A 15,286-nucleotide genomic window follows, 5' to 3' on the forward strand; every position below is an offset into this window, starting at 1 on the left:
AGAGAAAGGAAATCTCATGCTAAAACTTATTGCCATTGTTGGAACGAACTCTAAACGTTCTACAAACCGCCAATTGCTCCAATACATGCAAAAACACTTTGCAGATAAAGCTGAAATTGAACTCGTTGAAATTAAGGACATTCCTGTTTTCAACAAACCAGCAGATAAACTTCTTCCTGCTGAAATTCTTGAAATTGCTGCTAAAATTGAAGCATCTGATGGTGTCATTATCGGTACTCCTGAGTACGACCACTCTATCCCTGCCGTTTTGATGAGCGCTCTTGCTTGGCTATCTTACGGTATCTACCCACTTTTGAACAAACCAATCATGATCACTGGTGCTTCTTACGGTACACTTGGTTCATCTCGTGCCCAATTGCAACTTCGTCAAATCTTGAATGCTCCTGAAATCAAGGCAAATGTTCTTCCAGATGAATTCTTGCTCTCACACTCTCTTCAAGCATTTAACCCAAGTGGCGACTTGGTTGACCTTGACGTCATCAAGAAATTGGATGCCATCTTTGATGACTTCCGTATCTTTGTGAAAATTACTGAAAAATTGCGCAATGCACAAGAATTGCTTCGCAAAGATGCTGAAGAATTTGACTGGGAAAATTTGTAAGATAGGAGACCGAAAGAATGAAATTTGTTGGACTTGTTGGATCAAACTACGATCAATCATATAACCGCAAACTCTTGGAATTTATTCGTCGCAATTTCAAATTCAAATTTGAATTAGAAGTCCTTGAAATTGACGAAGTTCCAATGTTTAACCAAGACGAAAAATGGGACGAAAGCTTCCAATTGCGTTTCTTGTATAACAAGATTACACGTGCTGATGGTGTCATTATCGCTACTCCTGAGCACAACCACACTATCTCAGCTTCACTCAAATCTGTACTCGAATGGCTTTCATACGAAGTTCATCCATTTGAAAACAAACCTGTTATGATTGTGGGAGCATCATACTATGACCAAGGAACATCACGTGCCCAAGTTCACCTTCGTAAAATCCTTGATGCTCCAGGTGTTAATGCCTACACGCTTCCAGGAAATGAGTTCCTTCTTGGCAAAGCTAAGGAAGCTTTTGATAACAACGGAAATATCACCAACGAAGGAACTGTTAAATTCCTTGAAACTTGCTTAGATAACTTTGTAAAATACGTAGGAGTCGTTTCGAAATTGAAAAAACCAAAACCAATCGAACCAGAAGACTTGGATTGTGGAAAACCAATTGCTACAACCATTACAGAAGTTGACCCTGACGATCCAGAATGGGTAGAAAAAGTTGCAGCAATCACTGGCGCTGTTTCTGGTGATACCTATGTCAAATTGGACCACGGTATCCTGACAGTTAACCAAATCGATATGTTCTTGAAAGCTATGCCATTTGAATTGACATACGCTGACGACAACAACCAATTCCTCTACTACAACAACGCTCACCAAGATCCAGACACCATGTTTGCTAAACGTGTACCACCTCAATCAGGTAGCCGTATGTCGACTGTTCATGGTTCTCTTCCACCAGCACGTATGAAGAACGTAGAGTGGGTTATCGGAACACTTCGCAACGGAAACCAAGAATACGTTCGTACGATCGTTCCAGGTTCTCCTGCAGGTGTCATCAACACCCACAACTACCAAGCAATGTACTATCCTGATGGATCATACGCTGGAATCAATGAAATCGTCTTTAACTTCCAACCATGGCTTGACTGGTACCTAAAAGAGACTGGTCAACGTTTGGTGGGTGGTAGCGGACCATTTGCTCCTGCAGCTGGAGGTCATGGAGACGCCGATGCTACTTCTGGCGCTTCTGATTCAGGGGATGCTGGAGGCCACGGTGGTGACGCTGACGCTACATCTGGCGCAAGCAACTAAGAAACCAAAAGGAGCCAAATGGCTCCTTCTTTTTTATTACAACAGAAAAGGGGAATGTAAATCATCTACACCCCCTTTCATTTTATGAGTTAGGATCATCTATACTACGGCCGTGCAAACCTTTTTCACGTTGTACCTGACGTAGTTTTTCTGGTGTGACGTCATTTCCTTCCTCGTCTACAATTTTGATTCCTTCAATGTGGTGACGAACAGAACGACGATAGCCTTCGATGTACTCCTCACGAAGTTTAGCTTGTTCCACTTTTTCAGTAGAAGTTAAGCCTTCTGTTTTTTTCTTTTTGGCAAGCTCGTTGATACGAGCGATTTTTTTCGGATCCATTTCTTCTCCTTTGTGATAAGATACAGTCCGTTTGACTGAGTTTATTTAGTATTAATTTGGTTGAAACGTGCAAGTTTAGCTGCTTTCTTGGTTAGTTGCGACAAGATAGCCAAACGATTTTGTCGAACAGTCTGATCTTCAGCCATTACCATGGTATTTTCAAAGAAAGCATCAATAACTGGACTAAGCGCAAAGAGTTGTTCTAATTGCTGACTTGCAGCCCCTGACAAAACAAGAGATTCTACAGCTTCTGCCAAGGCTTTCTCTTCTTCATTCTCAAAGAGAGCAGGATCAACAGTATCAGTTCCTTCGGCTTTTTCAGCCAAGTTGAAAGCACGAGAGAGGGATTCGACAGATGGTTTGAAGTCTTCTTTCTTGCTTGCTTCGACAAGAGCACTTGCTACTTCCAGCATATCTGCCACAACAAAGTTTGAACTTGCAAGAACTGCTTCCTTGATATCTTTTGGAGTAGAACCCATCATCTTATCAACACGAGCCTTGATAAAGTCCATGACCTCTGCTTTATTTTCATAAGTCAAGCTGTCAAATTTCAATGTATAAAGGCTATCAATCAACTCATCCATAGCAATGTGCCAACCAAAAGCATCCAAGATACGAACTACACCTTGCGTCGCACGACGAAGGGCATAAGGGTCATTAGAACCTGAAGGAATCAAGCCTACTGAGAAGAAACTCAAAATCGTATCCAATTTGTCTGCAATGGCTAGAATGGCTCCTACCTTACTCTCTGGAAGTTCTCCTTCGGCTGATGTAGGCATGTAGTGTTCACGAATAGCAGCCGCAACTGCTGGAGTTTCTCCAGCAAGAAGAGCATATTTCTCACCCATAATTCCTTGAAGTTCATCAAACTCACCAACCATACCTGTCAACAAGTCAAACTTGTAAATAGCTGCTGCACGCGCTAGGTCAACTGTTTCATCCACTGACAAACCAGCTTTTTCTGCCAAGAGAATGGCAATCTGCCCCGTACGAATCATGTGTTCACGAAGAGAACCAATCTTTTCGTGGAAGGTCACATGGTTCAATTTTTCGACTAGGTCAGAAATGACCAATTTTTGGTCTTCACGCCAGAAGAATTCACCGTCTTCCAAGCGGGCAACCAAAACTTTTTCATTTCCCTTGATGACATTTTCCAAATGCTCTGCGTTTCCGTTACGGACTGAAATGAAGTTTGGTAAGAGTTTACCGTCTTGATCACGAACAACGAAGTAGCGTTGGTGTTCCTTCATCGAAGTAACCAAGACTTCTTCTGGAACCTCAAGGTATTTGGCATCAAAACTTCCCATAAAGGCAGTTGGGTATTCAACCAAGTTCAAGACTTCATTGAGCAAATCAGCATCAATTTCGATACGGACCCCATGTTCAGCTTCGATTGCTTTGATTTGATCAACAATCATTTGCTCACGTTCACGAGGATCCGCGATTACAAACTGCTTACGAAGATCTTCTTCGTAGCTCAATGCTGACTGAATATTAGTTTCTTGTCCCAAGAAACGATGGCCACGACTCACACGACCGCCCTTGATATCAAGAAAATCCAAATCAAACTCTTCTTCATCTAAAAGAACAGTCAAAGTGTGTACAGGACGGATATATTCAAAAGTGTTGTTAGCCCAGTGCATGCTGACAGGGAAAGTCAGTGACTTCAAGACGTCTACTACACCTGGAACAATGGCTTCAACTGGTTGCCCCACTTCTTCCTTGGTAACATAGACATATTCTTCACCTTTGATTTCACGAAATTCAATATCTTCAACTGTCAAGCCTTTTCCACGGACAAATCCTTGAGCTGCTTTGGTGAAGTTTCCATCACTATCCAAGGCGATTTTCTTTGCTGGACCCTTGAAATCTTCTGTCAAATCAGACTGTTTGTCTGCAAGTCCAGTCACACGAACAGCCAAACGACGTGGTGTTGAGAAAGTTTGAATGGCTTCAAAAGATAGGCGGTTTTCCTTGAGGAAGGCTGCCATTTTTTCACCTAGTTGTTTTTCGCTTGGAGTTACTACGTAGGCTGGTAACTCTTCAAGACCGAGTTCTACTAATAAGTTTTTTGTCATGTTTTTTCTCCGAAAAGTATCTTTTTATTTTCCAGTTTGCCTTATGTGATTGGCACGCAAGCAACCAACTTCGTTGTTTCATTGCTAAAATTGGAGCCTAAAGTCTCCAATTTTGCCTAGTATCCTTAGCTTCACTAAGGATACCTTCATCACTACGGCAACTGGCTCAAGGCTCACTCTGTTCGCCCATTTTCGTAAACTGTCACTCTCTTTATTCTGCGTCTTCTGCTAAGAGTTTAGCTCGTGTTGCTTCATCCAAAAGTGGGTAACCTAGGCGTTTGCGTTCTGCAACAAAGGTTTTAGCTACGACACGGGCTAAGTTACGGATACGGGCGATATAGCCTGCGCGCTCTGTTACAGATACGGCACCACGCGCATCAAGCAGGTTAAAGGTGTGTGAACATTTGAGAACATAGTCATAGGCAGGGTGAACCAAGCCTTCTTCCAAAGCGCGTCCAGCTTCTTTTTCAAACTTATCAAAGTTTTCCAGCAACATTTCTTGGTCCGAAATTTCAAATGAATATTTTGAATGCTCGTACTCAGGCTGGATAAAGATTTCTCCATATTTTACACCATCAGCCCACTCAATATCATAGACAGAATCAACTTCTTGAATATAAGAAGCCAAGCGTTCCAAACCATAGGTAACTTCCGCAGTCACAGGGCCAGTCGCCAATCCACCAACTTGTTGGAAATAAGTGAACTGAGTGATTTCCATCCCATCAAGCCAAACTTCCCAACCGAGACCAGCTGAACCAGTAGAAGGGTTTTCCCAGTTATCTTCAACGAAGCGGATATCATGTTCCAATGGATTGATTCCCAATTTTTCCAAAGACTCAAGATAAAGTTCCTGTATATTTGATGGAGATGGCTTCATAACCACTTGGAATTGGTGGTGTTGGTAGAGACGGTTAGGGTTTTCCCCGTAACGACCGTCAGCAGGACGACGTGATGGCTCTACATAAGCCGCATTCCATGGCTCAGGCCCGATAGCACGAAGGAAAGTGTAAGGACTCATTGTCCCTGCACCTTTTTCATTATCATAAGCCTGCATGAGCATACAACCTTGGTCATTCCAAAATTGTTGCAAAGTCAAAATAATTTCTTGAAATGTTAATTTTTTAGACATTGAATACTCCTTAATAAAAAATGATTTCTTGCGACACGAGTCTGCCTCGTCAATTATACGAGGCAAGACGAGTTAGTACTGCGTCTAGCTCAGGCACTCTAGTGCTGAGCGTGGGGCAGTCCGACTGTAAGGAGGTCTCTGCCACTGACGCAGTGAAAAGTCAATTTTTTAGACATTGTTTACTCCTTTAATTTATATTATCTTTTTAGCTTTATTCATCAAGCAACCAAGAAAAAGCTGGGTCCTGAAAAATATGACGTTTGGGAACAGTTTGTAAATTCTGATCGCATTCGTCTATTGTACCTAGTTTCAAAGCACAGACTTCTGGTATATTTTCTTGAGCAGTGAAAATTTGACTATGACAGTTCTGACAGTAATAGCGTTGTTTTCCTGGAGATGAACTATAGGTAACCAACTGTTCTTTTCCATGCAATACTAGATTTTTACTGCTAACTTTGGCATTCACTGTATAGGCAGACGCAGTTGCTTTCCGACAGAATGAGCAGTGGCAAAAAACTAATTCCGACAATTCCTCATCTAAAGTGTAGGTTACTGCTTTGCATAAACAAGATCCTTTAAGCATTATGCTCCTTTCTACTTAGGCATTAGAGGAAATTCAAAAAGAACCGAATTTCAACACCCAAGCCTTGCGACTAGGGGCGTCTGAAACGCGGTTCCACCCTAATTTATTACTTCATTGTTTTTAAAAATACGACAGAAAGTGCCAGTTTCTTACCTTGTCCTACTTGGCTCCCACTATCCCAAGCTCGCTGAAGAACGCCATAAGACTTTCTTTCCTAGCTAGTATTATAGCAGATTTTCTAGCTAGTGTAAACCAAAAATGAGTCTGAAAACAAAGTTCCAGACTCATTTATTAGTAAAGCTTCAGAAACTCCTGTTTAAGGATGTCTTTTCGCTTTTGGTTTTTTGCCATGTAAATTTCTCTTGGCTTGTTTCAAGGCTGTAATGGCATCTTTGACATCTTCTTGGCTCGCTCCTGGATCTTTAAGGAGTTCCTGTGCCTCTTTAAAAGTTAAAAGATAAGCTGCTTTTTCTTTCTTGTCAGCATAGATAAATCTCGCGTTCTTTTCTTGGAAAAGGCGTTCATCTTTGACCAGTTTCTTTAGACTAGAGAAGTCTGTAGCCTTGCCATTCAGTTTACTTTTAGCTGTTGCTAGGGCAATGAGAGATTGGTCAATTTGATCCTGTTTGACTTTAGGATCTACAGCTAGTAAGGCAATTTCTTGGAAGGCACGATCATAAGCTCGACGTACTTTTTCCTTGGCATTCGCATATCGTCCAGTTTTAGTCGTTGCATAGTAAGCTTTCATAGCTTCTTTCAAGGCTGTAACGTTCGAATCTTTTCCATCCAAAGCTTTACCAGCAGCTTCAAGACTAGCGAGAACGCCATCAATCAATTCTTGTTTCAACTTGCTTGACAAGGCTGACTGCGCAACTTGGAAAGCTTGGTCATAAGTTTTTCTCTTATCTGCACTACTATTAAAGTAGCGAGACGTTTCTACCAGTTCTTTTTGTTGATTTACCGCAGCAATCAAGGCCAACTTAGACACAACAGATAGACGCAAAGCATTATTTCGACCTGGCTGAACGAGCAAGGAAACGAGATCTTCAAGGAGTTCATATCCAGTTGGCAAGGTGACTTGTACAGTATAACGACCTGTAGCAACTTTCTTACCAAAGGCGTATTGACCGTATTTTTCAGCAGGAAGAGTGATACTTGTCCCATCTTCTCCTTTCAGAACCACTGTAGTCGTCTTTGGAACTGCTTGGTTGAAGGAAACAGACACTGGTGCATATTCTAGGAGATTTGCTAGGAAGGTAATGGTTTGGAAACTATTTTCTTCCGTCAGGTCAAACTCTTGGGACAAGGCACTGATAAATTTTAATTCTGTTCGGTCATAACTGAAAATTTCTGCTGTATAATGACCAAACTGTAAGAAATGAATCGCTTTTGTCTTGTCAACATCAACATATTGTCCCTTGCTATTTTTGATTCGATAGACGTAGAGGGTATCAATATCTTGGTTTGTTTTTGCATCCTTCAAGGCAATTTTCACTCGACCACTATTTTGATCGCGTACAAGTTCAGCAAGCGAGATATAGTCTACATTTCCTGCATAGTCCTCAACAAGATAGTAAATATTAGCCTTGTCAACATCCTTAGGAAGTGTATAACTACCGTCAGCATTGGCCTTAATCAGATGGGTGTTCTCAAGCGCACGAGTTCCAGACTGGTCTTTCCCAGTTAGAACCATGGTCCCTTTTTGGTCAAATGGTGTGAGGTAGAAGACTTTTTCTGAAAGGATACCGCCTTGACCCACATCTTTTGGTTTGCGAGCTACGAATTCTTGGTTTCCATCTTTAAAGCGAATATAACCGCTCGTGATAACAGGTTTTTGAGTATCAATTTGAATTTTAAAGGTCGTGTGTTGTTCTTTAGCTCCTGGAACATCTGGTGTGTAACTAATAACATAGTCATATAAACCATCTGCAACGGTATTGCCATCAAAATCCTGGCCTCTCCAAGCAGTATTATCTAGAATATAACTCTTCAGATTTCTACTGTCACCATCAAAATAATTCTTACGAAGATCCTTTGCATCGCCCTCCCAAATAGGATGTTCATGCTTGGTATCCGTAGCCGCATAAACTGTAGCCCGAAGATTTACAAGATTTCTCAAAGCAACCGTTTTGTATTCAACTAGGTCTTTGTTTCCATCATCATTTGGAGAAATGGCAATACGGACATTCCCTTTTTCGTCCAACTGAAGAACATGCTTACCTTCAGCATTTTGTTCAATCCCAAGAACAGTAATTCGGCGTCCTTGGCGTTGACCTTTAGACACTAGAAGGTCATTTTGCAAGGTTGCGAGATAGGTGGCATCATTAGAGTAGTTAACGGCAGGATTTTCCTTGTCTACTTCCGTGTAAAATCCATTTTTCCCCTCTCGAACAAGGTTGTAAATTGGTTTTTCGACAGCGGGGAGATTTTGGAACTCTCCTCGGAAGCCCATAAATGCAAGACTCACAATATCCCCATCATCTGCTGGATCTACAAAGCGAACAAACCCTTCAAGGAAATAGCCATTTGGCATTTGTTTGCTGAGTTCAGCAGCAAATTTTCGAGCATCCACTTTAACAGTGACTGTTTGACTGCTGTGGGCTTTGACCGTCACTTCAGGCCAGACTGTCTCCGTTAGTTTTCGAGGTCGAAGGGTGAATTTTCCATCTTGGACCTCGTCTGTATTAGTATTGACTACCATCTTGAGAGTACGGTCAGTATCTGAAATGTTGTGTACAGTAACCTTAAAAGTAAATTGGTCTCCAACATTTCCCAAAGTCACACTTGGATAACCATTTTCACCCGTTACATAGAGGTCTGTTGACACTGCAGCAGCTGTATCCACAATACCAGAACCTTGCTGACGAGGAGAGGTATAAGTGCCTGTGTTCTTATTAACATGTGGTTTTGCAGTTGACATGATCAAGGCCTTGACAGTCTCTGATACTTGCTCAGGAGTCAATTCTGGATGGTGTTTTTGAAGGTATTCCTTAACAAGAACTGCAACACCCGTAACGTGAGGAGCCGCCATACTGGTTCCGCTGATACTACCATAGGTATTGTCATTAAAGGATGAATAGATATTGCCGCCAGGAGCTGTTACGTCTGGTTTCAATTGTCCATCGGTGGTCACTCCCCAACTTGAAAAGTCAGATAGCTGATTGGCTACATCGGAAGGACGATTATCCATCTTACCATTAAAAACAATCTTGTAGTTTCCTGATTTTAAGGCTTCACCATACTGTTTAGAAATAAATACAGAAGGAATTTTCTTTGCCTCATCATCAATAGCCATATTGATGTTTGCACCCTCTACATTATTGTAGATCAAAGCACCAACTGCACCGTGTTTTCGTGCATTTTTGATCTTCTCCGAAAAGTTCATAGCTCCACGCTGAATGAGGGCAAGTTTCCCAGTTAAATCCAACTTCGCAAAGTCTTCTTCACGACCTAAGCCTGCTTCGACGTATTCGTACTCTTTTCCTTTTTCAAAGTCCTTATCTGCTTCAGGTTGATTATAATCAAATTTTCCGTTATGAAGGCCGGCATTTCCCTCTAGACCTTTAACTTCAAAAACGGCTGTTGTCAATGTTTTATTGTTGACAGAAGCAACTGAAATCGAATCCTCAACAGTGGATGGATTTCCAACCAAGCCATAGTCTGGGTTTTCAGCTAGTGGTTTTGAATAACCATTTCCGAATGTATTGCTATTTCCTGCTGAGATAAGAACAGAAACTCCCTTGGCACGAGCCCGTTTGATAGCATCGACAATATCAGAACCAGCATCGACCATAGAACCAGTGCTAGATCCCAAACTCATATTAATGGCATCTGCTCCCAAGGCAACTGCATCATCAATCGCCTTTACATAAAGGGCAGAACTGGTCGTTTTTTGGCGATCTGAAAAGACACGCATAAACATGACTTGGGCTTCAGGCGCCACACCATAGACCTTTTCACCATTTGGTGCCTCTTTATCAGGGTTTCCAGCTGCAATCCCTGTTACGTGCATCCCATGAGAAGTTCTTTCTGCTTCTTTAATCTTATCTGTTCCGTCAAAGTAGTCATAGGCATAGACAACCTTATCGCTATACCATTTACCGTAGTCGATTCCAGCAGCATTTTTAGCTGCTTCGATGGCTTCCTTGTTTTTAAATTTTGCTTTTGACGGATCCGAAATTCGAAGAACCTCATGATTCAAATCAAGCCCGGAGTCAATAATGGCAACAACGGTCCCCGTCCCCTTGTAACCAGCCTTCCAAGTTTTCGGTACTGTGATGATATCATTACTTGAAAGACTATTTGGTTTTGCAGACTCAGCTTTTTCTTGTTCTTTTTCAGTAGTTGCTGTTTCTCCAGTAGTTTTAAGAGCTGTCGTTGCTGGAGCCTCTTTTTTCTCCAACTCAGAAGCCTTCTCTGTGGCAGGCGCCGGACTGGTAGCGACTGTTGTTTCTTTTTGGACGACACCTTGATTTTCTTCTTTTGCAACTGCGCTATCTTTTCCTGATTCTTGGGCTTCAGCAGTTTTATCAACCGGAGCTTCTACCTTAGCATCTTGTTTACTAGCATCCTCTTTAGAAGTTTCAGCTTCTTGTTTCTCTCCAACTACTGGTGCAATCCCATTAGTATTGGTTTGGTCAGTCGCAGAGTTTGAGTGTTTATCGTCTTTTAGCTCTGTCTTAATTTCCTGAGTTTGAGCTTGATTTTCACCTGTACTCTGCTCATTGGCACTGACTTGACTTACTCCAAAAACCAATGCAGTTCCCAATAAAACTGAAGCAAGACCAAATTTGTATTTCCGTAATGAAAAACGTTGTCGTCTATTCATACATAATCTCCTTTTTCTTTAAAGTATACCTATTATAGCGCAAATAGGTATAAATTTTTACAAAAATCTGAATTGTCACAAAAATGTAATATTTACGTATATATCTTACTTATTTAATTTTATCATTCGTGTTATTTTCTCCATCAAACCAATATTTTCTAAATTTGTTCCTATATTTCAATCCATGAAATTATTTCATTATACAAACAATCTAGATTTTTTATACACAAAAAGACTAGGATTTAAAATTCCTAGTCTTTGTTATTTCAGTATAAATAGATTTTACAAACTAAAAATCCATCTCATCCACACGAGGTGCGCCCGAAGTCACTGAAATTGTCTTTAAGACTTCTCGCTCGTCATTGCTGAGTTCAATCCCAAAACAGTCGAGATTGCTCTGGATACGAGAGACTGTCACTGACTTAGGTAGGGGTAAAAAACTTTCTGCCAAACTCCAAGCCAAGGCAATTTGAGCCACTGATTTCCCATGCTTCGCAGCAATTTCTTGGACTTCTTTCTGTTCAAACAGCTCTCCTTGCCCAAATGGTCCCCATGCCTCTAAGAGAATTCCTTTCTCTCTACAGTAGTCAACCACTTCCTCTTGATAAACTCCTGGAGCCAAGCGTACCTGATTGACCGCCGGGATGATTCTTGCTGTCTCAAGCAAGGCATCCAAATGATGAGGAAGGAAATTACTAACGCCGATAGCACGAATTTTACCTTCTTGGTACAGGTTCTCCATCGCTCTCCAGACTTCAGCATTGCGAGTTTTCCATTCGTCATTTTCTCTTAAAGGTTTTGGATTTGGCCAATGGATAAGGTACAAATCTAGATAATCCAATCCCAGTTTTTCCATTGATTCTTCAAATGCTTGTCGAGCTTCATCATAGCTGTGATTGGTATTCCAGAGTTTGGTCGTTACAAAGATTTCTTGTCGTGGAATACCACTATCTCGAATAGCACGACCAACACTTTCCTCATTTTTATAGATAGCTGCAGTATCGATATGACGATAGCCAGCCTTTAAGGCTTCTAAAACGGCTTGGTAGGCTACCTCTCCATTTTCAGCTTTCCATGTTCCAAATCCTAGTACAGGAATTGAAACTCCATTATTAAGGGTGTAAGATTTCATCATTTTTCCTTTCTATGTGAAGAAAATCTAAAGAAACAAAATCCTGATTATCAGAACACTTGCCCCTTTAGATTTTAACAATTATTGATCACGATCGTAATAGATCTCGTGAGCTTTCAAGCGAGAATTGAGCAATTCAGGAACGGTCACAAATGTATACCCTTCACCCTTTAAATACTCAATGACACTTGGTAGAGAATTAACTGAAGGACCATGGATATCATGCATGAGGATGATAGAACCATTGCGAACCTGACGTTGAATCTCTGTCAAAATGGCTGTCTCGTTTTTACTCTTCCAGTCCAAACTATCCACGTCCCACATGATGAAGCTTAAATCAAGGCCGTTTCGAATATCATCAGTGATGGCACCATAAGGTGGACGCATCAGTTTAGAGCTTGATCCTAAAACTTGAGTTAACAAATCTTCTGTATCAGTGATTTGCTTTTTAGCATCTTCGAGCGAAAGTTGTGAAAGAACGGGATGACTCCAGCTGTGGTTTCCTACAACATGACCTTCTGATTTCATTCGTTTTAGAAGATTTTCATTACCTGCAATGTTTTTACCAAGTACAAAGAAGGTTGCTTTTACACCATATTTAGCTAAAGTATCCAAAGCCTGTGTGGTTGTAGTTGGATTTGGACCATCGTCAAAGGTCAAGGCTACAACTTTTTTATTTTTCTTAGCAAAGTATGTTTGGTAAAGTTCAGCATCCTTTTCTAATAGATAAGAGGACTCAATGACATCAAAGAAACTAGATATTGGCAAAGCAATTTCCTCAACAGTCTCTCCAGCATTAGCAGGATAAAGGATGATTTGACTATCCTTATAATCAAAGCTCCAAGATGTCAATTCTTGGTCTGTGAAGCTCTTTATAACTTGATCAATTTTTGCCTGGTCAAGTTTCTTATCTTCTAGAGTTGATTTGATTTGACTCAGCAAGAGTTCCTTAGCCTTGCTTGAATCTTTGAAAAGTTTACTGAGGTCAAAATCCTTCCCATCTTCAGTCAAGAAAATTTTCCCTAAAGAAGTCTTTTCTTTTTCTTCAACCTTTGATGCAGACAAATCGTAGACTTGCTTACTGATACTACGAGCAACAACTCCCTTTAAGACTGGATCCAACTGCTCAGTATAATAAAAGACCAAATCCTCTTTATCTTCCAGCTTTTCTTTGATATCCTGGTTGATTTTTTCTCTAACAGACGCAATGACTTCCTCTCCTTGCAGAGGGTAGTAGGCAATCACCTCAGCTTGACCTTTTCGGAAATGGTCCTTCTGACTACCTGAGTTGAATTGCTGGTCCTTTTCGCTTTTTAGCGCTTCAATTTTTTGTTCGTAAGATTGTTTTTGTAGTAGCTTATAACCAATAGCACTCCCTAATAGAATCGTAGCAATTCCAAAGATTCCAACAAGGGAAAGCAATATCCTTCTCGTTTTATCGTGAGAAACACGTTTCGCTCTATTTTTTTTCATATTTCCATCATATCAAATCGAGGCTATTATTTCAATGATAAACAGGGATTCTGTCTTTTTTAGGAAAATAAAAAAGCTTAGAAATCTTCTAAGCTTCTATTTTTAAAAACGAATCGCTTCACGTGTTTTCTCATATGAAGTTACAAAACGGTTTGTAACCCCTGGTTCAGCAACTTCCAAGGCTTGTGAAATTTTTTCAAATGATGCCTGATAGTCAAACTCTTTTTCAAAAATTTCAAGCGCTTCGTTGAAGGCCTCTTGGATACGCTCATCGAATGAACGGTAACGGTTTGAGTATTGCAAGAGTTGCTCCGTCAAGGTTGCATATTGAACGATATCATAGGTTTCTGTTTCAAGTGCTTCCATATCATTTGTTGCAATTTCAAGAATTCGTTTAACCGATTCAATATTCACTTGTGGTTGTTCTAACTCTGCCATCAGATCCTCTGTGTTATGACTTGCAGTAAAGAAAAGTTTCAAGAAACTTTGAGGAATACCTGGCAAGTTTCTCTTCTCCATGTAACGTTTGATAGTATGCAAACGGTTCACATAGACATTTGCTTTTTGGCGAGCATTGAGGTCGTCTTTTTCAATTTGCGCAAGTCGTTCGCTAACAGAGATTTGCTCATCCTCTATATCCTTGAGGTTGCTTTGAAGCATTTCCAACTGTTCTTCAAGAGCAGAGTAGGCTTGTGTTGACTCACCTTGATCCTCTGTCACTTCCATGATTGCCGTATCAAGTGCAGCCAATTCTGCTTGAAGACGACGAACATGATTGCCATCGCTTTCAGGAAGAAGATAGGTTTTAGTCAAGCGTTCAAGGTCTTGAACAAGCACCTGATTATTTTCTTTCAAGTGGTTGAGATAAGTTGGTAATGTAGCAAGAAGACTTTCAACTACTTTTTGAGCTGCAATTTCACGAGTGAAGATATCATAAAGCGCATTGATTTCTTCTTGGATGCGATTATTTTCATACTCTGCATTGTCCAATTCCAACTGACGAATATTTTCTTGATTATTTTTCAGAGATTCATGCAAAAGTTGGAACCGAGACTCAATATCTGTTTCTGTAAAGTGATAGTTAGCATCCAACAGCTTGCGATAACCTTCTTCCAAATCTGCCAATTGTTCTGGCAGTTCCTTTGTCAAGGTTTCAACAAGAGCTGGAATTCGCTCAACGATGTGTGTCAAAGCGAGAATATGATTTTCAGTTGAATCAAGAATTGCTGCGGCTTCAACCGGGTCACCTGATGAATTTAGGGTAACAAATTGAGAGAATTCCGATTGGATGTTTTCCAATTGCTTCTCAATCTCAGGAAGAGCTTTCCCATACTTCTCTGAGTCTTCTGCAACGGTATGTTGAAGGGATTCAAACAAGTCCAAGGCATGAAGGACACGGCCACTATTCTTAGATTCTTGCTTTTCAAGTTCTGAGAGAGCATTGCGAATAGCAGCAATGTCTTCTTCAATCAAGCCGATTTGGCTCTCAATCTGATCAATCTTGTGTGTTGCCTTAAAGAAACGGAAAGAATTATTGTAGCTTTCAGCTTCAAAGAGGTGATTTTCGATATCAGCAAATGAGTTCAGAGATAAATCAACCCATTTTTGATTCCATTCACGGAAGGTCACCTGACTTTGACCAATCAAGTGCATGTTTTTAACGGCTTCAACCTCATCATTTACAGGAAGGTTGTAGAGTTCTTCTTTTCTTTCTTCAAGGGCCGTTAATCTGCTTACATTACGCTTACGTAAAAAGATAGCTGTTACATAAGCTAAGATCAGAATGACTGCAATCGCAACCATTAGATAAATTAGTTGTCCATTAGACATATCAAACTC

Annotated in this window: 10 protein-coding genes; 2 read left to right on the plus strand and 8 right to left on the minus strand. The window is 40.7% G+C overall.

Features of this window, described 5'->3' with window-relative positions:
• Positions 1-16: 16 nt before the first annotated feature.
• Both NYE79_RS06800 and NYE79_RS06805 read left to right on the plus strand, forming a co-directional pair.
• Positions 17-622 carry an NADPH-dependent FMN reductase gene (locus NYE79_RS06800; RefSeq protein WP_000915929.1) on the plus strand — a complete coding sequence of 202 codons (606 nt, stop codon included), beginning with the start codon at positions 17-19 and terminating at the stop codon, positions 620-622.
• Between the two features lie 17 nt (positions 623-639).
• Positions 640-1,884 (plus strand): NAD(P)H-dependent oxidoreductase, encoded by a 1,245-nt coding sequence (locus tag NYE79_RS06805; RefSeq protein ID WP_000673672.1) that lies wholly within the window; start codon positions 640-642, stop codon positions 1,882-1,884.
• Between the two features lie 82 nt (positions 1,885-1,966).
• Here NYE79_RS06805 and NYE79_RS06810 read toward each other — a convergent pair whose 3' ends face one another.
• The 8 genes from NYE79_RS06810 to ezrA all read right to left on the minus strand — a co-directional run bounded on the left by NYE79_RS06810 (position 1,967) and on the right by ezrA (position 15,277).
• Positions 1,967-2,224, minus strand: coding sequence for a DUF896 family protein (locus NYE79_RS06810; RefSeq protein ID WP_084917892.1), 258 nt, complete (start codon positions 2,222-2,224; stop codon positions 1,967-1,969).
• A gap of 41 nt (positions 2,225-2,265) precedes the next feature.
• Positions 2,266-4,302: a glycine--tRNA ligase subunit beta gene (gene glyS / locus NYE79_RS06815; protein ID WP_084917894.1), complete on the minus strand. Its 2,037-nt coding sequence runs from the start codon at positions 4,300-4,302 to the stop codon at positions 2,266-2,268.
• A gap of 211 nt (positions 4,303-4,513) precedes the next feature.
• Complete coding sequence (gene glyQ / locus NYE79_RS06820; RefSeq protein WP_000038733.1) at positions 4,514-5,431, minus strand: glycine--tRNA ligase subunit alpha; 918 nt, start codon at positions 5,429-5,431, stop codon at positions 4,514-4,516.
• 211 nt (positions 5,432-5,642) lie between these two features.
• Positions 5,643-6,014: a GFA family protein gene (locus NYE79_RS06825; protein ID WP_000912017.1), complete on the minus strand. Its 372-nt coding sequence runs from the start codon at positions 6,012-6,014 to the stop codon at positions 5,643-5,645.
• Positions 6,015-6,330: 316 nt separating this feature from the next.
• A complete protein-coding gene (locus NYE79_RS06830; protein ID WP_339293646.1) occupies positions 6,331-10,842 on the minus strand; it encodes a S8 family serine peptidase in 4,512 nt (1,503 codons plus the stop codon).
• A 289-nt stretch (positions 10,843-11,131) separates the two neighbouring features.
• Positions 11,132-11,974 carry an aldo/keto reductase gene (locus tag NYE79_RS06835; protein ID WP_227232285.1) on the minus strand — a complete coding sequence of 281 codons (843 nt, stop codon included), beginning with the start codon at positions 11,972-11,974 and terminating at the stop codon, positions 11,132-11,134.
• 81 nt (positions 11,975-12,055) lie between these two features.
• Positions 12,056-13,447 (minus strand): peptidoglycan-N-acetylglucosamine deacetylase PgdA, encoded by a 1,392-nt coding sequence (pgdA, locus tag NYE79_RS06840; protein WP_227232269.1) that lies wholly within the window; start codon positions 13,445-13,447, stop codon positions 12,056-12,058.
• A gap of 102 nt (positions 13,448-13,549) precedes the next feature.
• Positions 13,550-15,277 carry a septation ring formation regulator EzrA gene (gene ezrA, locus NYE79_RS06845; protein ID WP_251463869.1) on the minus strand — a complete coding sequence of 576 codons (1,728 nt, stop codon included), beginning with the start codon at positions 15,275-15,277 and terminating at the stop codon, positions 13,550-13,552.
• Positions 15,278-15,286 lie beyond the last annotated feature (9 nt).

The sequence above is a fragment of the Streptococcus sp. FSL W8-0197 genome (assembly GCF_037963785.1).
Classification (GTDB): Bacteria; Bacillota; Bacilli; order Lactobacillales; family Streptococcaceae; genus Streptococcus; species Streptococcus oralis_CQ.